The sequence below is a fragment of the Pseudomonas sp. H2_D02 genome, assembly GCF_054677635.1.
On the sequence record NZ_CP162816.1, the window covers coordinates 3,083,027 to 3,101,509 of the forward strand.

Sequence of the window (18,483 nt, forward strand, 5' to 3'; positions counted from 1 at the left end):
TGTCGAGCTACCTGAGAAGATCGCTCTTGGACGTCTCACGCAATGTGAGAATGGCCAGCAAGGCACATACCGCAGCACCTGCCATGAAATAGCCCGGTACCAGTAAATTGCCGGTCTTGGTGATAATCGAGGTGACCACGTAAGGGGTGATTCCGCCACCCAGGATCGCGCCGAGGTTGATGCTGATCGCCATGGCCGTATAGCGCACACGTGTCGGAAATTGTTCCGCGTAAGTGGGGTAGCCCACCGATTGCACGATCGGCATGGGCAGGGTGGCGACGAACATGGCCAGTGCAGCAATCCAGAGGCTGCCGCTGTCCATCAGGATCATCATGGGAATCACCAGAATGGCGTAGCCTAAAAAGCCAACGCTCAGCGCTTTCTTGCGACCGATACGATCTGACAGACCACCCCAGAACGGCATCATCGCCGCCATGCACAGGCTGATCACTGCAATTACCCAGTAGACTTTGGATTTTTCAAAATGCAGATACGTCGTCAGGTAGATGTTCATGAACACCATCCCGATGAAATAGCCCGCGTTTTGAGCTGACGCGAACACGATGACCCGGAGCAGCGCGGGCAAATTCTTATTGAAAACCTCTTTGACCGGTGCGATTGGTGGCTTTTCCTTGGCAAGGAACGCTTTGAACTCCGGCGTTTCCTCGACGTTGTGCCGCATGTAAAACGAAAACAACACCAGCGGTATGGACAGGAAGAACGGAATGCGCCATCCCCATGCCTGTAATTGCTCGGCACTGAGAAGCCCTGTGGTGATACCGCAGACAATCGCGCCAGTAGCACCACCGACTGCGACGCCCAGTGGCGTGAATGAACCAAAGAAGCCGCGTCGGCCGTTTGGCGAGGATTCAGCCACGAATGCCGCGGCGCCCACCACTTCGCCACCAGCGAAGAAGCCTTGGGACAGTCGTAACAGCACTAACAGGATGGGCGCTGCCAGGCCGATCTGGGCGGTGGTAGGCAACACGCCAATCAGCGCAGTTGCAGTGCCCATTCCGATCACGGTGCTGAGCAGAACTCGGCGGCGGCCGATTCGATCGGCCAGGCGACCGAGCAGCACCCCGCCTATAGGGCGGATGACAAAGGCAATGCCGAATACGGCCAATGTGGCGAGCAGGGCGGCGGCGGGGTTGTCACCGGGGAAAAACAAAGGAGCGATGATGGTTGCCATGTAGCCGTAGATACTGAACTCATAATATTCAACGGCGGTGCCCGTGGCCGAAGCCATTGCTGCACGCTTTGCAATGAGGGCTGACTGCGTTGTGCCAGCAGTGGCTTGTGTGTCGAGCTCGATTTGCGGCGAGTTCGTATTTTCAGAAAGAACACGAGACATAAATACCTTCCACTCTGGCCAATGGCCAAAAGAGTTAAGTGGCAGCCGGGGCTGCCTTGAAAGTGACGTACTGAAAACCGACAGTGCACAGCTCATCCGGGCGGTCAGGCGCCCAGGCGTATCCGTGGTTGACTATTCAGCTTTCAGACGAGGTTTTAAGCTCGGCAGTTAAAACGAGGGGCTTGATTCACGAGGCATGTCAGTTTCCTTTTTATTATGGGTGTGCGACGGGTGGGCGAATTAGGTAAGAGCACGCTCACTGTTATTGCGACGCGCGGGTTTTTGAATGGTGATGCCCTCTTTGAGGAGTGCCTGCCTGATCGCACTGGCAAAAGCAGCGGCGCCAGGCTGATCGCCGTGTATGCAAAGGGTATGTGCCTTCACAGGAATCCAGATCCCTTGGGACGTGCGCACTTCGCCTAAATGCAGCATGTTCATCACTTGATCGATGGCATCGTGGAGGCTTTCGATCATTGCGCCAGGCTGGCCACGGGGCGTCAGAGTGCCGTCCTCCTGGTAGCTGCGATCAGCGAACACTTCCTGCACCACTGACAAGCCGCAGTGTTCGGCGGCGGTGACCAAGGCGCTTCCCGACAACCCGAAAAGAATCAGGCCTGGATCAACGTCTTTGACTGCCCTGCAGATCGCGTCGGCTGTGGGCCGGTGGACGGCGGCAAAGTTGTAAAGCGCACCATGGGGCTTGACGTGGCGCAGTTCGACGTTGGCCGCTTTGGTAAAGCCCAGCAAGGCCCCCACCTGGTAAACGATGAGTTCGTAAACCTCATCCTCGGACAGCGTCATCATCCGGCGACCGAAACCTTGCAGGTCGTCAAAGCCCGGGTGGGCACCGACTGCCACGCCCAACTTCGCAGCCAACGCGACGGTTGAGCGCATGGAGCGCGAATCCCCGGCGTGAAAGCCACAGGCGATATTGGCTGAGGTGAGGTGTGGAAGAATCGCCGCATCGTCGCCTGCGCGATAAATACTGAAGCCTTCCCCCAGGTCACTGTTGAAATCTATTTCAGGCATGGAAAGCCTCCATCGCCTTGAGTGTGCGAGCACGGGTTAACAGCAATGCTTGCGCAGCGCTTAAATCTATAAGGGAGAATTGCAACTTGTCGCCCGGTAACAACTGCGCCAAACGGGGTAAATCGACGCTGGCTACTTGGGCAATCCTTGGGTATCCGCCGGTCGTTTGGCGGTCAGCCATCAATATCAGCGGCCTGCCGCTGGGGGGGACTTGGACGGTGCCGAACGCGACACTTTCCGACAACAGTTCTTTGGGTGAAGACAGTGTCAGTGGCGTGCCGTCGAGCCGGTATCCCATACGGTCCGAGTCACCGGTCAATGTGTAGTCATGGCTCAAGAAGTGCTCTTGGGACTCAGCGCAAAAGTCCTTCCATTCCCGCCCCGCGATCACTCTTATTGGTTCCAGCGCGCCGGTTTCGTAGAGCCCCAGGCTGGACATTGGGTTGAGGCGTGGTGGATTGGCAAACGAGGAGCAGATCGGAATCAGATCTCCGGTTTGAAGTGTCCGGCCCCGCAGCCCACCGAACCCGCCACGCGAGTAGGTGCTGGTGCTGTTCATCAACGGTTGCAGCAAAAAACCGCCGCCCACCGCGAGGTAACTCCGGGCTCCGTGTCGCCGTTTGCCGAAACTCAAAATACTGCCTGGGGAAACCAGGGCGGGCACGCCGGGCTGGAGCGGAACTGCATCCAGTTCGGCACCGAGGTCCGCGCCGGCGAGTGCGATGACTGCCTTGGCCTGAAAATGCAGCGTCGGGCCTTGGAGGGTCATCTCCAAGGTGCTGAAGGTGCGAGGATTACCGACGAGGAGGTTGCACAGGGCATGCGCATCCTCATCCATCACGCCGGTCACAGGCACGCCCCAATGCTGAAACCCGTGCCGTCCGGTGTCCTGGAAGGTTGAGAGCATGCCGGGTTTGATCACCTTGATGGTCACTTCGCGTTCTCCCGAGCCAATAGCTCAAACTCATGGCGGGTAATGGGTACAAATTGAATCTTGTCGCCGCCCTGTAAAAGACAGGGCGGTTCGCTCAAGGAGGAGAACATCTGCAGCGGTGTTCTCCCTATGAGGTTCCAGCCTCCGGGGAGATCGGCCGGGTAAATGACGCTTTGTCGGTTGGCGATGCCGATACTGCCTTGCTTGACCAGCGTGCGCGGTGTCGCGCGACGCGGCAGTGACAGGGCGCTGTCGTGCATGCCGATGTACGGATGGCCAGGTGCAAAACCGACCATCAATACATCCAGCCAGTCGGCCGTGTGAGCCGCGATGACTTCGTTGACGGTGAGGCGGCAGGCCTGTGCGATGTCCTCGAGGTCCGGGGCATATTCCGGGTCGTAGCACACGGGGATTTCGAGGCAGGCACCGATCTTTGCCGCAACACTTCGCGAATCCTTGAGACGTTCAGCCACAAGCTTGCAGATCGATTCGTAGGGCGACACATCGGGGAAGTGGCCTGCAATTAACTCAGGAGAGTAATGAACGCCTACCGTCACCATCGCAGATACAACATCCGTGACGCCTGGTAGCAGGCCTTGGGCACCCAGAGTACGTAATTGATTGCCGATCAAGGCGGCCTGACGGTTGAGGTCAATGGAAAATACGTTGCCGAATATCAGGATTACACAGCGATCACCGCAAGGCTCGAACTGCCATTGGTAGCCGGTATTATCGGGGTGAAGAGGCGCTGCTATCGGCTCATCCAGGGTGCGACTGAGGTCGGACATAGTGTTCTCTATCCTCATGCGGCAGGCTAAGTAGCGGCCAGGCGCGTGCAGCAGGACAGAGAAAGCACAGGCTTTCTGCAGGTATCCGGCGCAACACAGCAAGGCTTCTCGGCTTGATAGTGCGCCGTCGCTCTAATGGCGACGGTCGCTTGACCAACGTATTACTTGGCGAAGAGCTGGCTCATATCCTTGAACGCTTTGAACTCCAGTGCATTGCCGCACGGGTCGAACAGGAACATGGTGGCCTGCTCGCCGACCTGGCCTTTGAAGCGAATGTAGGGTTCGATCACAAATTGGATCGCGCGCGCCTTCAAGCGCTCGGCCAAGGCTTCCCATTGCGCCCACTCCAGAATAATCCCGAAGTGCGGAACCGGTACGTCATGGCCGTCTACCGGGTTGCTGTGGACGCTTTCCTGCGAAGCGGTTTTAGGATGCTCGTGGATGACCAGTTGATGGCCGTAGAAGTTGAAGTCTACCCACTGCTCGCTCGAGCGGCCTTCGGCGAGACCAAATACCTCACCGTAGAAGTGACGTGTGGCGGCCAGATCGTAGACGGGAATTGCCAGGTGGAAAGGAGAGAGGCTCACGGTGGTTTCCTATTGATTTGTTTTGATCTGAATCAATTCTTATCCGGAAACCATGCAGGTAAAAGCGGAAATTCTGTGTTCTGAGCACGAATAATTTCGATGAGTCGCGTGGTTATATAAGGTTTTGCACCAGGGTTGTTCATGGTGCACCACAATGGTTCGCTTTCCGGTTGAAAAGCTCGCGATTGATTTTCCGATGCAGGTATGCTCCCGATGGGTATCACACCACATCAAGAACGCAGGCCCGGAAGATATTGAAAAGCGGTGAATGTTTTTGCCGATATTTAGATACCAGTACGATTTCTCGGAAAAACGTGAGCTTGTGCAATTCAAGCACCCTGACGTCTTCGGCATGTTCAAGCCACAAACCCGCCTTGGGCACCAGCGAAACACCCAGTCCACTGCGCACCATCTTCACAATGGCATCCAGTTCATCAAGCTCCAGTGCCTGGTGCACATGTATTTTTTGCTGCTTGAGAAACTGGGTGACCAGGCGCCCCCCAAAAGATCCTCGGTCATACCGCACGAAGGGTTGTTCTGCGAGAATCGCCAGCGGGTCGTCACCTTGCACATCTTTGGACGTGATCAATACGAACGCCTCGCGCGCGATGACTTCGGCATGCAAATCCTTGGGCAGCGAAAAAGGCGGTTTGATCATGATGGCCAAGTCCAGCTCTCCGGCATCCACTTGGCTGAGCAGATTCAACGACACGCCAGGTACAAGGTTCGTTTCGATGAAAGGTGCCTGTGACTTTAATGCCACCAGCGCCTGAGGCAGGAGACCGGTCTGAACCGTGCCGATCGCGCCAATGCGCAGCGCCCCATGAAAGTCATTACCGCTGTCGGCGGTGCCCATTCGAAGGAAAAGCTGCAGGATTTCCTCGGCCAAGGGGATAGCACGCTGGCCCGCTGAGTTAAGCGTGGCCGAGCGCCCGGTGCGATCAAACAGTTTGACGCCCAATGTGTCCTCGAGACTTTTGATCTGTGCGCTGACGGCGGACTGCGTCAGCCCTACCTGCTGGCCAGCCGCTGCGAACGTGCCCCTTTGCGCAACGCAGATAAATGTCTTCAATTCTCTGATCATGTCGAACCTAGATCCATATGTGGTTGTTCGCGCAGAGGGTAGTCATTTTCAATAGGTTTACCAACGGCGCTTGATTCCGGCGCATCGCCGAAACCTGGTTGAGTAACGCCAACCTGTTCGTCGATCAAATGACGCGTGCCATTCAGGCGGGATGGGAGCCGTAGAGAGGCGGTGGACGCATTGCTCAATTGACAAAATAAAATTGTGTTCGTGAAAAAATTATATTGATTTTTTTTTGATTGGCTCCGCTTTAGCATAAATCCACCTTCAAAAAAACCGCTGGGCAGCGAGCGCGGTGTCCGGCATCACAAACCAATAAAAAATTGTTATCGGAGTCCTGATGAGTCTTTCTCCTTTCCACCTCGCAATCCCTGTGTATGACCTGGCCGCTACGCGCACCTTTTACGGTGAAGTGTTTGGCCTTGCCGAGGGCCGATCCAGCACCCAGTGGGTGGATTTCGATTTTTACGGCCACCAGTTGGTCATCCATGAACACCCAAAGACCGCTTCTCAGGAAAGCGTGCACAGCAACCCGGTAGACGGCCACGACGTACCGGTTCCGCACTTCGGGATTATTCTGGAGTGGGCTCAGTGGGAAGCGTTGGCTGAGCGTCTGAAATCCTTTGGCACCCAATTTGTGATCGAACCCTACATTCGCTTCAAAGGCCAGGTCGGTGAGCAGGCCACCATGTTCCTGTTCGACCCGTGCGGCAACGCGCTGGAGTTCAAAGCGTTCAAAGATATGAGTCAGCTCTTCGCTAAATAATAAAAATCTGGCGCACGTTAAAGAGTGCGCCAAGAAACTTAAATGAGCTGGAAGCTCATGAATCTAGCTACTGCGTTCACGCAGTCCTTTCATTCCAACAAAAAGGCTAGACATGAAACGTATACCATTGGTTTGGCAAATTGTTGCTGGGCTTTTGCTTGGCGTGCTCGTCGGTTGGTACTTCAATACCCATCCACACAATCAGGTTTGGGTCAGTACCGAAATTCTTAAACCCCTTGGCGACATTTTCATCAAGATGATGAAGATGGTTGTTGTTCCCATTGTTTTCTGCTGCATGATCCTTGGTATTGCCGGGGGCGGTGATAACAAGTCCTTCGGACGCATGGGGGCAAAATCGCTGGCTTATTTCTTCGCGATTACCAGTTTGGCCATTGTCCTCGGACTGTGCTTTGCCAATTTCTTCGAGCCTGGTGCGGGCACCGAAGTTGCGGGTATCTCCCACGGAACCTCAACGGTCAATATCGAGCCCTCGAAAGGTGCGCTGATCATCCTGCAAAACATTGTTCCCGATAATGTGATTGTGGCGATGTCGGAAGGGAAGCTGCTCTCAGTGCTGTTTTTCGCTGTGCTCCTAGGGCTGGCGTTGAACACCCTGCCAAAAGCAAAAAGCGCACCGGTCATCTCCGTTATCCAGGGTTTATCGGATGCGATGTTCAAGGTGGTCTCGTTTGTCATGGCGTATGCGCCTATTGGCGTATTCGGGATGATCGGCTCGACCGTTGCGACCTTTGGCTTCGCCTCGTTGTTGCCGTTGCTGAAGTTGATTGGCGTGGTTTACCTCGCGCTGATAGCCTTTGCCTTGGTTTTTCTCGGAGGCATTTGCTACCTGATTGGCGAAAACGTCTTCAAGTTGATCAAGTACTTCAGGGATGAACTGATTCTGGCGTTCTCCAGCGCTGCCTCGGCGGCGGTCATGCCGCAGTTGATGAAGAAGTTGGAAAACTATGGCGTCCCTCAACGCATCGTCAGCTTCGTGGTTCCGGTGGGGTATGCCTTCAATCTGGATGGTGCATCCATTTTCCTCGGCGTCGCGACGATCTTTGTTGCCCAGCTCTACGGGATTGATCTGTCCCTGACTCAGCAAATACTGCTGGTGGTCACGATGGTGTTGACGTCGAAGGGCGCTGCTGGAGTGCCCGGGTTTGCCATCATTATTCTGTCTGCCACCTTGGCGTCGGCCGGACTTCCGCTGGAAGGGGTCGCCTTGATCGCGGGTATATTCAGGATTATTGACAGCGGGACCACTACGTTGAACGTATTGGGTAATGCGATTGCTCCCTTGGTCATTGCCAAGTGGGAAAAGGTTGGCCTAGAACCTTCAGGTGCTGGGAGAACCGGACAACAGGTTTAACACCTTGAAAGAGCCTTCGATGTTATCCGCGTCGAAGGCTCTTTTTTGTTTATGCAATAGAGATAAAAAACATTCGATTTTTGTTCTTCGGTGTTGAGTTGTGCGGTTGGAACTCCGGTTGCGCACAACTTGAATCGTCGAATTCTGCTGCCAAATTTTAATAAAAAGACAGGTGGTTTATGTGCAAAAAATCTTTACTCGACTGGGCGCGTCGGTATGCCTGGTGCGTGTCGTTTCTAATCGTGAGTGTCAATCCAGCAGCCTCAGCGAGCCCGCAGCCTCAGTTGGCCCAATCCGCAGTCGCCGTACCTGACCGCTTTGCCGCGGAGACGGCCAATGCCATTTTTGCCAAAGGCGGTAATGCTGTTGATGCGGCAGTCGCGATTGCTTTTTCGCTGGCCGTTACCTATCCCGAGGCGGGCAACCTGGGCGGTGGCGGGTTCATGACGATTTATCACGAGGGTAAACCTTACTTCCTCGATTACCGCGAGCGTGCGCCGCTCAAAGCCACCCGAGACATGTTTGTCGACAGCAACGGCCAAGTAATCGCTGCCGATAATCCTGCTGGAAGTGTTGTCGGTTACCGCGCTGTGGGTGTGCCCGGCACGGTGGCGGGTATGTGGGAGGCTCACCGGCGTTTTGGAAAGCTCAAGTGGGCAGATCTGATCGAACCGGCGATTCGCTATGCCCACGCAGGTTTTGTCGTCGATGAAGCGCTCGCCAATCTGGCGGTGACAGAAAATGAAAAGCGATTCTCCGGTAAAACCAATTTCACCGACTATTTCGGCAAGCTGCATGCCGGGGCCAGGTTCAAGCAGCCTGAGTTGGAGAGGGTACTCAAGCGAATCGCCGCCCAAGGCCCTGGAGGGTTTTATACCGGTAAGACGGCCAAACTGATCGCTGCGGATATGAGCGCTCATGGCGGTTTGATCAGCGAAGCGGATCTAAAGGGCTACGAGCCCATTTGGCGAGAGCCGTTGCAGGCATATTGGAATGGCTTTCGTATCGTCACTGCGCCACCGCCCAGTTCCGGTGGGATCGCTTTGGTTCAACTTTTAAAGATGAAGGAATTGCGCCATGAAGATTTCCGTGGCGTGCCGCTCAACTCCGTCAGCTACATGCATTTGATCGCTGAAATAGAGAAACGTGTGTTTGCCGATCGCGCTCAGTACCTGGGTGATCCCGACTTCTACAAGGTTCCCGTGGAGCAGTTGCTGGATGACAAATACCTGTCCGGCCGCGCAGCCCAGGTGAATGTTTCAGAACCCTCGGATACCAACAACGTGGTCGCTGGTTTGGACATCGCTTCGTTGGAAAAACCGCAGACCACGCATTTTTCCATCGTGGACAAGTGGGGAAACGCGGTCTCCAATACTTACTCGCTCAATGGGTTCTTTGGTTCAGGGGTGGTCGCCAGCAAAACCGGCATTTTGCTTAACGATGTAATGGATGACTTCTCCGCGCTGGCGGGCGTACCGAATCAACTGGGTGTAGTGGGCCATGACACCAACGCCATTGTGCCCGGGAAGCGTCCCTTGTCATCGATGACGCCAACGATTTTCCTGAAGGACGGGAAAGTCGCGCTCGTTATTGGTACACCCGGAGGGTCGCGGATCTTTACCTCAATCTTTCAGGTGGTCAGCAATACCTATGACTTTCAGCTTCCATTGAAGGATGCGATTTCAACGATGCGCTTCCATCACCAGTTGCTGCCAGCGAACACCATTTTCTGGGAGCCTTATGCCCCTATCTCCGGGCAGTTGGCAACCGACCTTGAAGCCAAGGGCTATAACTTGGCTGATCAGGGTTTCAACGGTGATGTCCAGGCGATCAAGGTTGAGGGACGAGTCCCTGAGCCCGTTTCAGACCCGCGGGGGAGAGGCGTGACGTTACTGGCGAAGTAACGCGATTCTTTGAGCTGGATTTCAATCGCCTGAAGCTCCTTCATTTGCGTCTTCAGCTTGGCGATTTTCTCCTCCAGCCGCACCGCTTTTGGTTCGAAGACATGGTCTCTTGCCGATCGGCAACATCAAGTGCTGTCAGGTACGAATTCCAGAGCTGTTTCCCGCTAACCCGCGGTTGACGAAACTCCGGGTTTGGTAACGCTATATGGCGATGGGCGCACGGCCGCGGATGATCTGAAAGAAGTTATTGAGATTCCTGCTGCCTATACACGTTATGGATCAGTCTGGCTTGATACGAAGGCTAGGCCAGACGAATATCCTGCCTGTGCCTGATGCTAATGTTTCTTCGCGGCCTGCTCGGTTATCAGTTGAGCCAGCAATTTTACCGGCTCGGTAAGGCTGCGGCGTGCACGATGAACCAGGCCAATATCGCGATGAAATGTACGTTGTTTGAGATCGATGGCGCGTACTTCGGCAGGCCACTCCTTGCGGGTGGTCGTTTCCGGAACCAAGGCTACACCGACACCGTTTGCAACGAGCTTGATGATCGCATCCAGCTCATCAAGTTCGCAGACTTCATGCAATGAAATATGGGTTTGTCGCAAGAACCTATCAACCTGGCGTCCGCCAAATGATGAGCGGTCATAGCGGATAAAGGGCTGGCTTGATATCAACTCTGCCCAGTCTTCTCCCGGCGTATCGGCGGGGACGATCAATCGATATGGCTCGCGCGCCAACGTTGTCCATCGCAGATCGCTATGAAGAGAGAAGGGTGGACGGATGATCGCGGCCATGTCTATTTCACCTGAATCGACCTGATTCACCAGTTCCATTGAAAGGCCGGGTACCACACGCGTCCGACATTCCGGAGAGCGTTGGTGGAATTCAGCGAGCGCTTCCGGCAAATAAGAGCGTTGAACGGACGCAATCGCTCCGATCGTGACCAAGATACTGGCCGGAAGGCCCACCGGGCTTGTGCCCAAATTGTTAAACTGGCGCACCAGTTCCTGACCCTGCAATAGAACTTGATGCCCCATCTTGTTGAGTTGGGCCGAACGTCCTTCGCGGTCGAACAACTCTACCCCAAGCTCTGCTTCAAGGCGCTGCATCTGGGCACTGACGGCTGCTTGGGTAAGGCCTATCTTGCTGCCGGCTGCAGCAAAGGTGCCTTCCCTCGCCACCGCGATAAGTGTTTTAAGTTCTTTGATCATGCGCAAATAATAATTATATTTCGATGGGAAATATATTTATATTTTTGTGGATTAATTGCTCCGCCGGGCGCCTGACGCGTGATCGTTTTTTTTGATAGCATGCGCCGCATTATGAAGAAACCCGCCCACGATATGCGCCAGCACATCATTGATGTCGCCAGGTCGCTTATGACCCAGAAAGGTTACACCGCCGTTGGCCTTACCGAGTTGCTCGCGGCCGCGGGTGTACCTAAAGGGTCTTTCTATCACTACTTCCGCTCCAAGGACGAGTTTGGCCAAGCGCTGCTCGAAGAGTACTTTGAAGAGTACCTCACGAGGGTCGATGTGCAATTGGCCAGTGCGGGTTCCGGCGCCGAACGTCTGCTGAGCTATTTACATTATTGGGCCGAGACACACGCGTTTGATCACACCGATCAAAAATGCCTGGTGGTCAAATTGGGTGCGGAAGTATGTGATCTGTCCGAAAACATGCGCGGGGTGCTCGAGAAGGGAACTGCCCTGATCATTGAGCGAATGATTCGTTGTGTTGAGCAAGGCAAAGCGGATGGTTCCATCGAGGCGTCCGTCGACGCAGCAATACTGGCTGAAGCGCTCTACCAGATGTGGTTGGGCGCCTCGTTGCTGGTCAAGGTCAACAGAACGCGCGAGCCTTTTGACGCGGCGCTTGAGATGAGTCGACGCTTGCTGTCCTAATCTCGATCGGCAGGCTTTGTCATGCTGCTCGACGTCACCACGTGAATGCCTGGGGCCTGATTGATCGCGGCTTCCAGCAGCTCTCGAGCAATGAGCGCGGGAGGGTTGAGGCGCCAACGTTTAGGTAGCAGCGGCGACGCAAGCTTCAACAGGAGGATGAGTGCGCGCTCGGCATATCGCACTTCTTCACGCTTACCCCCGATGACACCGGGCCGCACATACGTCAGCGATTCAAACCCCACCCTCGCCAGATCCTCTTCCAGACGGCCTTTGACCTGGTTGTAGAAAAACGAAGACCCGGCATCTGCGCCGATCGCCGAATTGAGCACATAGGTCGACGTTCCGTGATCACGCGCGAGCCTGGCCACTGCCAATGGGTAGGTATGGTCGACCCGCTCGAAGGCTGCTCTGGAGCCCGCTGTTTTCAGCGTAGTGCCCAGCGTGCAGATCACTGCATCCACTTGCCGGAGGTCTGCCTGTTCATCCAGGCGTTCAAAATCGGTAAGCGTGGCGACGAGTTTCGGGTGCGCCGCCAAATCTTTGCGCGTGGGCGCATAGACGACGCCGATGCGCGAATCCGACAGTGCCAGATCCAATACATGACTGCCGACCAGCCCGCTTGCACCAACTAGTAGCAGCTTGACTGTTTTTGGCTCGTTCATGCCTGAGGGCACTCCCGGACAAAATTTTGAATAGCCTCATCGACCGGCGTGACGCCTTGGGTCAGTTCGATGATGACGCGATTCACCCTCGGCTTCTCAATGATCTGCAACAAGGCTGCCGCGACATCTTCGCGAGGCACGTCCCCATAGGGGATGGCAAGGCCGGCGTGGACCTTGCCGGTGCCAGTCGAGTCCAGCAACGTGCCAGGGCGCAGGATGACCCAGTCAAGGTCTGTTGCGGCCAGGTGCACGTCGGCGCGTTTTTTCACGGCCATGTAATTTTCGAATGTCTCGGAAACCGCTTTGCCACGCGATGCCTCTGGAAACGCCGAGACCAGAATAAAACGCCGAATGCCCGCCCGTTGAGCCGCTGCCACAGACAGCTCCAACCCGCGACCATCAATGGCATCGGTCATTTGCGCGCCACCCTTGCCGCTGCGGCACCGGCCGCGAATACGACGGTATCACTGCCCGCCATGAGCTTGGCCAGCGCTTCTGTATCGAGTTCAAGCAAGTTACCGGCTACAGGAGTGGCGCCGAGTGCTTTCAGCCCCTCGGCTTGTTCCGCATGACGGTATAACGAACGTGGCTGGTGACCGCATTCTGCCAGTTGTTGGGCGAGACTACGGGCGACTTTGCCCGAGCCACCGACGATGAAAACTGAGCGCATGGTTCCTCCAGAGCAGGCGATATTTCAAAAATGGCCCGCTCAAGCGAACCTGCAAACGTTGTTGACGAATGCATGCTGAGCCATATTCTATATTGATCGCTACAGAAATTGTCAAGGGTCTGGAGCGGTTGCTCTCGGCTACTTTGTTCCAGTTAAAAAGGCGTCAGGGGAACAGAAGCGCATAACAATAAACAAATAAAATTGATTTTTTGCATGCCTATATATTGTTTTAATTGTTTTCTTAGGGCCGCTAGCATTCACGCACTATCAACGAAAGCTGAAGGGTGGTCCCATGCAATTGCTCGGAAATCTGCTGAAAGCGGTTAAACCCTCGCCAACGCTGGCGATCACACGCATAGCGGCAGAGCTGCGCCGCAATGGGGCTGATATCATCAGCTTGTCGACGGGCGAGCCGGACTTTCCAACCCCCGACCATATCAACGCGGCCGCCAAAGCGGCCATCGATGCAGGCCAGACCCGCTATACCGATGTGGACGGCACTCCTGAACTCAAGGCAGCGATCGTTCGCAAATTTCAGCGTGAAAATGGCATCACTTACGCGACCGACGAAATCAGCGTGGGCACCGGCGGCAAGCAAGTGCTGATCAACGCACTGCAGGCAACCCTGAACCCTGGGGATGAAGTCATTATTCCTGCGCCTTATTGGGTCTCCTATCCGGACATGGTGCGCCTGGCCGGGGGCACACCCGTGGAAGTTGCTTGCGCGGCAGATCAGCATTTCAGGATCACGGCCGAGCAACTCAAGCAGGCGATTACGCCGCGCACCAAGTGGCTGATTTTGAATTCGCCAAGCAACCCGACCGGTGCTGGCTATAGCGCGACGGAGCTCCAACAGTTGGGGGCCGTGCTGTTGGATCACCCGCAGGTCTACGTGCTGACGGATGACATGTACGAGCACTTGAGTTACGACGGTTGGGTGTTTTCCACCATGGCTTCGCAGGTTCCGGCCCTGCACGATCGTGTGTTGACCGTGAATGGCGTTTCCAAAGCCTATTCGATGACAGGCTGGCGCATTGGTTATGCGGGCGGGCCCAAGCCGTTGATTGCGGCCATGGCCACCATTCAATCCCAGACCACCAGCAACCCCTGCGCGATATCCCAAGCCGCCGCCGTGGCAGCGCTGGATGGGCCTATCGATTTTCTGTCTGAGCGGAATGAGGTGTTACGTCAGCGTAGGGACCTTTGCCTGGACGCTTTTAACACCACACCCGGTCTGGTGTGTCGCCGTCCGGAGGGCGCTTTCTATCTCTTCCCTTCATGCTCGGGACTGTTCGGGCGCAAAACGCCAGCGGGTATGGTGCTGACAAATGACGTGGATGTCTGCCAGTACCTGCTTGAGGCCGCCCAAGTGGCCGTAGTGCCGGGGAGCGCATTTGGATTGGAAGGGTATTTCCGCATTTCCTTTGCTACCTCAACGGCGCTACTGGAGCTGGCGTGCACACGCATCAAAGAGGCATGTGAACAGCTCGCGTAACACAGCGGTTGGTTTTGCGGAGTACGTCCCAGTCAAGCTGAGAGGGAAGGGGTCAGCATCGATACGGCTGTTGCGCCAATGCCTTGCAGATCTTCGCGGCTGGCGGCGTCATGTGCTTGCAGTGACATGCCTTCGAGCAATGTGTTCAAGGCCGAGGCGAGCAGGCGGGTATTCGTGTCGTGGCGGAGTTGGCCGTCCTCGACCGCGCGGTCAAGTCGCTGCTGCAAATAGTCACGACCTTCTTGGCGCAAGGCCTTGAGGGTAGCGGTGACTTCTCCTGCATCGTCCGAGACGTTGACTGCAGCGAGTACCACCATGCATCCACACGGGGCCTCAGGCTCCGTCAGGATCGACGCTGAGGTATGGAAGAAGTCACTGATGGCGCGCACGATGTCCGGCTCACTGTTCATGCGCTCCCATGTAGCATCCCAAAACGTCGCCTCGTAATAGGCAACCGCTTCCAGGAACAATTTGGCTTTATTGCCGAAAGCCGCGTAAAGGCTGGGAGGGCTGATGGCCATCGCTGAACACAACTCCGCCACGGAGGCTGGCTCGTAGCCACGCTTCCAAAACACCGCCAGGGCATGCAGCAGGGCCTGGTCGCGGTCGAACGCGCGCGGACGTCCTTTTGCGCGTGGAGCAGAGAGTGGGGCGGGGTCGGTCATTGAGCGCATCACCTTAGGGCGTATCGCCAGACGAGCACGTCTGGAAGAGAGTTCTGCTCCAATGATACACAAAATGAAATTTTCGGTTGCGCGACATGAATGCTGGCTAACCTGGGGTTCTCAGCTCACTGGTGAGGCGTTTACTGTTGTCGTTACGTTGTATCGATCCAGCACGTGTCGAATGCCACTCAACAGCGGTATCAGATGCTTCGCGATATCGTCGGCGACATCGGTGGGTACCATCTTTGAGTTCCTGCGAAAAAACAGGGGGTCCTGGAAACTCAGTCTGAGCTTGGACAGGCTGTTGCTGACGGCTGGTTGCCCGATACTCAATCGCTCAGATGTCCGAGTGACACTTTTTTCCTCATAGAGCACGGCGAAGATTACCAGGCAATTCAGGTTGAATTGTGCGAGGGGCTCGGTATCGAACGGTGAAGTGGGAGTGGGGGCTGACAACCGGTTTTTCCTCCTCGCAGATACGCATTGATACCCTGCCTCTTTTGCAGGGATAAGATGGCTTGATTGCTTGCCTTGAGCAGGGCATTCGTCACCTTTTGCCATGGGTCGTAGAAAACGAAGTCATTCTAAAATTTACTAGACGACCGGTCTAGTTTTTATTAGGGTGACTGCATTATGAAAAAGCATCATTCGGAAACACGCCAACATATCCTGGATGTCGCCAGGATGTTGATGACTCACAAAGGCTATACCAGCGTCGGTTTGGCTGAGGTAGTGGCTGCTGCGGCCGTACCGAAAGGGTCGTTCTACCATTACTTCAAATCCAAGGACGAATTTGGTCAGGCATTGCTTGAACAGTATTTTTCCGACTACCTGGAAACGGTCGACACCCTCTTGATGGGATCTGCCCCCGCGGCGCAACGGTTGCTGAGTTACTTCCAGTATTGGGCGCAAACCCAGTGCTCCGATCTGCCGACCGACAAGTGCCTCGTCGTCAAATTGGGCGCCGAGGTGTGTGATCTCTCGGAGGGCATGCGCCTGGTGCTCGATCGAGGTACGCAAGCCATCCACGCAAAGCTTGAGCGTTGTATCGAGCAGGGGCTTGTCGATGGATCGATCACGTCCACCGTTCCCAGTGCGACGCTTGCGCAAGCGCTCTATCAGGTTTGGCTCGGCGCTTCTTTGATGATGAAAATCGGCAAGCGCGACGACGCCTTTGAAAACTCCCTGACCATGGCAAAGCGACTTTTATCGTAGCTATATTTTTTACCAACTAACTAGACGACCGGTCTATTTAATCGAGATCTATCATGACAGACAACTCTGCTCGTACTGACTTATTCACTCCTATTAACCTGGGCGCGATGCAACTCGCCAACCGTATTTTGATGGCCCCCGTTACCCGTAGCCGCTTTGCCGAAGATGGCGTTCCCAACGAGCTTCACGCTGAGTATTACGCCCAGCGCGCCACTGCCGGGTTGATCGTTGCCGAAGCCACGAATATTTCCCCTCAGGGGCGCGGATACGCCGCCACACCAGGCATCTGGAGCGAAGAACAGGTTGCCGGTTGGAAGAAAGTCACGGATGCCGTGCATGCCGCTGGCGGCAAGATCGTCAGCCAGCTGTGGCATGTGGGGCGGTTTTCCAGCGTAGAGCTGCAACCAGGCGGCGCCGCGCCGGTCGCGCCTTCTGCCATCAAGGCCGAGGGTGACACCTACACCGTCAACGGTTTCGTCCCAGTGTCGATGCCTCGGGCGCTCGAGACCGATGAGATCCCAGGGATTATCGAGCAGTACAAACGTGCTGCCGAGAACGCCAAACGCGCTGGTTTCGACGGTGTAGAGGTGCACTCGGCCAACAGTTATCTGCTCGACCAGTTCCTGCGAGACTCGACTAACCACCGCACCGACCAATATGGCGGCTCGATCGAAAACCGTGCGCGCCTGACCCTGGAAGTCACCGATGCGGTCGTCAACATCTGGGGCAATGACCGCGTTGGCATCCGCTTGTCGCCGGTGACGCCCGACGCGGGCAATACGCCGCCCGACAGCAATGTCATGGCGATGTATGGCTACCTGATCCAGCAGCTGAACGCATTCGACCTGGCTTACCTGCACTTCGTCGAAGGCGCTACTGCCACCTCGCGTGAAGTTCCGGAAGGCGTCGACATGGACGCATTGAGCGCGCAGTTCAAAGGCCCCTTCATTGGCAACAACAACTATGACCTGGACATGGCCATTGAGCGCCGTGCCCAAGGCAAGATCGACGCCGTTGCCTTTGGTCGCTTGTTCATCTCCAACCCGGACCTGGTCGAGCGTCTGCGTCGTGGGGCTGAGCTGACCATCGCACCGCGCGAGTCATATTACGGTGGTGGCGCGAAGGGCTACACCGACTGGCCTGTCGGCAACTACTGATATCCGCGATAACCCCAACAACTGCCCGCACAGACGGGCAGTCACTCTCGAGAGGAACGCCCATGAACTATCTGCAGAATAAAACCGCGGTCATCACTGGCGCATCGTCTGGCCTGGGTGCTGCATCCGCCCGTGCCCTGTCCGAGAAAGGCGTTCGAATTATCGCTGCAGCATTGGACCAGCAAGGTCTGGATGCCATCGTCAGCGAGTTGAAAGCCAATGGCGGTGAAGCAGTAGGTCGCGTCAGCGACGTTACCAACCCCGACGATATGAAGGCGCTGGCGCAATTTGCCCAGGACTCGTTTGGTTCGGTAGATATCCTGATCAACAACGCGGGCCTGATGCTGTTTTCCAACTGGGTTGACCTGGCCACCGATGACTGGGAAAAGATGATCAACGTGAACATCAAAGGCTACATGCATGGCATCGCCGCCGTGCTGCCATTCATGCTGAAACAGAAGTCGGGCCAGATCCTGAATATGGATTCGGTTGCAGGTCACCAGGTGGGACCTGCTGCGGGTATCTATAGCGCAACCAAGTTCTTCGTCCAAGCCATGACCGAGTCGATGCGCAAGGAGCTGGGAGTGCAACACGGCATCCGTGTCAACACGGTCAGCCCAGGTGTGATCAACACCGGTTGGGCCGATAAAGTGACCGATCCTGCCGGGCGTAAAGCTGCCCAGGAACTGAACAAAATCGCGATCTCGCCGGATGATATCGGCCGTGCCGTGGTGTACGCGTTGAATCAGCCTGAAAACGTCACCGTCAACGACCTGATCATTTCGCCGACCCGTCAGGATTGGTAAGCAGATAGTCGCTGAACCCATCAAGCCCAGGCGCTGGCGCACTGCTGTGCGCCTGGGCACTACAGGATTCGTCCTGTCTTCCCTGTAAAAG

The 18,483-nt window shown here is 55.7% G+C and carries 18 protein-coding genes and 1 pseudogene; 8 read left to right on the top strand and 11 right to left on the bottom strand.

Annotated elements, in window-relative coordinates; genetic code table 11:
• Window positions 1-7: 7 nt before the first annotated feature.
• From AB4N42_RS14350 to AB4N42_RS14375, 6 genes are all read right to left on the bottom strand, one after another.
• Window positions 8-1,354 carry an MFS transporter gene (locus tag AB4N42_RS14350; protein WP_258690844.1) on the bottom strand — a complete coding sequence of 449 codons (1,347 nt, stop codon included), beginning with the start codon at window positions 1,352-1,354 and terminating at the stop codon, window positions 8-10.
• A 240-nt stretch (window positions 1,355-1,594) separates the two neighbouring features.
• Window positions 1,595-2,383 carry a LamB/YcsF family protein gene (locus AB4N42_RS14355; RefSeq protein ID WP_460116345.1) on the bottom strand — a complete coding sequence of 263 codons (789 nt, stop codon included), beginning with the start codon at window positions 2,381-2,383 and terminating at the stop codon, window positions 1,595-1,597.
• On the bottom strand, window positions 2,376-3,317 hold the full coding sequence (locus tag AB4N42_RS14360) for a 5-oxoprolinase subunit C family protein (protein ID WP_460116346.1): 942 nt from the start codon (window positions 3,315-3,317) through the stop codon (window positions 2,376-2,378). Before AB4N42_RS14360 ends, AB4N42_RS14355 begins: the two co-directional genes overlap by 8 nt.
• Complete coding sequence (locus tag AB4N42_RS14365; protein ID WP_460116347.1) at window positions 3,314-4,105, bottom strand: 5-oxoprolinase subunit B family protein; 792 nt, start codon at window positions 4,103-4,105, stop codon at window positions 3,314-3,316. The genes AB4N42_RS14360 and AB4N42_RS14365 overlap by 4 nt, the downstream gene beginning before the upstream one ends.
• A 161-nt stretch (window positions 4,106-4,266) precedes the next feature.
• Complete coding sequence (locus tag AB4N42_RS14370) at window positions 4,267-4,692, bottom strand: VOC family protein (RefSeq protein WP_258690848.1); 426 nt, start codon at window positions 4,690-4,692, stop codon at window positions 4,267-4,269.
• A gap of 220 nt (window positions 4,693-4,912) precedes the next feature.
• Window positions 4,913-5,776, bottom strand: coding sequence for a LysR family transcriptional regulator (locus AB4N42_RS14375; RefSeq protein WP_460116348.1), 864 nt, complete (start codon window positions 5,774-5,776; stop codon window positions 4,913-4,915).
• A 340-nt stretch (window positions 5,777-6,116) separates the two neighbouring features.
• Here AB4N42_RS14375 and AB4N42_RS14380 point away from each other — a divergent pair, with 340 nt between their 5' ends.
• The 3 genes from AB4N42_RS14380 to ggt all read left to right on the top strand — a co-directional run bounded on the left by AB4N42_RS14380 (window position 6,117) and on the right by ggt (window position 9,818).
• Window positions 6,117-6,542, top strand: coding sequence for a VOC family protein (locus AB4N42_RS14380; RefSeq protein WP_102592082.1), 426 nt, complete (start codon window positions 6,117-6,119; stop codon window positions 6,540-6,542).
• Between the two features lie 112 nt (window positions 6,543-6,654).
• Window positions 6,655-7,914 carry a cation:dicarboxylate symporter family transporter gene (locus AB4N42_RS14385; RefSeq protein WP_258690850.1) on the top strand — a complete coding sequence of 420 codons (1,260 nt, stop codon included), beginning with the start codon at window positions 6,655-6,657 and terminating at the stop codon, window positions 7,912-7,914.
• A gap of 179 nt (window positions 7,915-8,093) precedes the next feature.
• Entirely contained in the window at window positions 8,094-9,818 is a 1,725-nt protein-coding gene (ggt, locus tag AB4N42_RS14390) for a gamma-glutamyltransferase (RefSeq protein ID WP_460116349.1), read from the top strand.
• 335 nt (window positions 9,819-10,153) lie between these two features.
• On the opposite strand, the gene AB4N42_RS14395 is transcribed toward ggt, so the two are convergent.
• Complete coding sequence (locus AB4N42_RS14395) at window positions 10,154-11,029, bottom strand: LysR family transcriptional regulator (protein ID WP_258690852.1); 876 nt, start codon at window positions 11,027-11,029, stop codon at window positions 10,154-10,156.
• Window positions 11,030-11,140: 111 nt separating this feature from the next.
• Between AB4N42_RS14395 and AB4N42_RS14400 the strand changes: the two genes are divergently transcribed.
• On the top strand, window positions 11,141-11,722 hold the full coding sequence (locus AB4N42_RS14400; RefSeq protein ID WP_460116391.1) for a TetR/AcrR family transcriptional regulator: 582 nt from the start codon (window positions 11,141-11,143) through the stop codon (window positions 11,720-11,722).
• On the opposite strand, the gene AB4N42_RS14405 is transcribed toward AB4N42_RS14400, so the two are convergent.
• Window positions 11,719-12,384 carry an NAD(P)H-binding protein gene (locus AB4N42_RS14405; protein WP_354336463.1) on the bottom strand — a complete coding sequence of 222 codons (666 nt, stop codon included), beginning with the start codon at window positions 12,382-12,384 and terminating at the stop codon, window positions 11,719-11,721. The genes AB4N42_RS14400 and AB4N42_RS14405 overlap by 4 nt on opposite strands.
• Window positions 12,381-13,054 (bottom strand): annotated as a pseudogene (locus tag AB4N42_RS14410) (NAD(P)-binding oxidoreductase). Before AB4N42_RS14410 ends, AB4N42_RS14405 begins: the two are co-directional and overlap by 4 nt.
• Before the next feature lie 292 nt (window positions 13,055-13,346).
• Between AB4N42_RS14410 and AB4N42_RS14415 the strand changes: the two are divergent.
• On the top strand, window positions 13,347-14,549 hold the full coding sequence (locus tag AB4N42_RS14415) for a pyridoxal phosphate-dependent aminotransferase (protein WP_460116350.1): 1,203 nt from the start codon (window positions 13,347-13,349) through the stop codon (window positions 14,547-14,549).
• A 32-nt stretch (window positions 14,550-14,581) separates the two neighbouring features.
• Here AB4N42_RS14415 and AB4N42_RS14420 read toward each other — a convergent pair whose 3' ends face one another.
• Together AB4N42_RS14420 and AB4N42_RS14425 are read right to left on the bottom strand one after the other, a co-directional pair.
• Window positions 14,582-15,214, bottom strand: coding sequence for a TetR/AcrR family transcriptional regulator (locus AB4N42_RS14420; RefSeq protein WP_258690857.1), 633 nt, complete (start codon window positions 15,212-15,214; stop codon window positions 14,582-14,584).
• A 120-nt stretch (window positions 15,215-15,334) separates the two neighbouring features.
• Entirely contained in the window at window positions 15,335-15,775 is a 441-nt protein-coding gene (locus AB4N42_RS14425) for a LysR family transcriptional regulator (protein ID WP_460116351.1), read from the bottom strand.
• 72 nt (window positions 15,776-15,847) lie between these two features.
• Here AB4N42_RS14425 and AB4N42_RS14430 point away from each other — a divergent pair, with 72 nt between their 5' ends.
• The 3 genes from AB4N42_RS14430 to AB4N42_RS14440 all read left to right on the top strand — a co-directional run bounded on the left by AB4N42_RS14430 (window position 15,848) and on the right by AB4N42_RS14440 (window position 18,392).
• Window positions 15,848-16,429 carry a TetR/AcrR family transcriptional regulator gene (locus AB4N42_RS14430; RefSeq protein ID WP_354336467.1) on the top strand — a complete coding sequence of 194 codons (582 nt, stop codon included), beginning with the start codon at window positions 15,848-15,850 and terminating at the stop codon, window positions 16,427-16,429.
• Between the two features lie 53 nt (window positions 16,430-16,482).
• Window positions 16,483-17,586 (top strand): alkene reductase, encoded by a 1,104-nt coding sequence (locus tag AB4N42_RS14435; protein ID WP_354336468.1) that lies wholly within the window; start codon window positions 16,483-16,485, stop codon window positions 17,584-17,586.
• A 62-nt stretch (window positions 17,587-17,648) separates the two neighbouring features.
• Window positions 17,649-18,392 (top strand): SDR family oxidoreductase, encoded by a 744-nt coding sequence (locus tag AB4N42_RS14440; protein ID WP_460116352.1) that lies wholly within the window; start codon window positions 17,649-17,651, stop codon window positions 18,390-18,392.
• Window positions 18,393-18,483 lie beyond the last annotated feature (91 nt).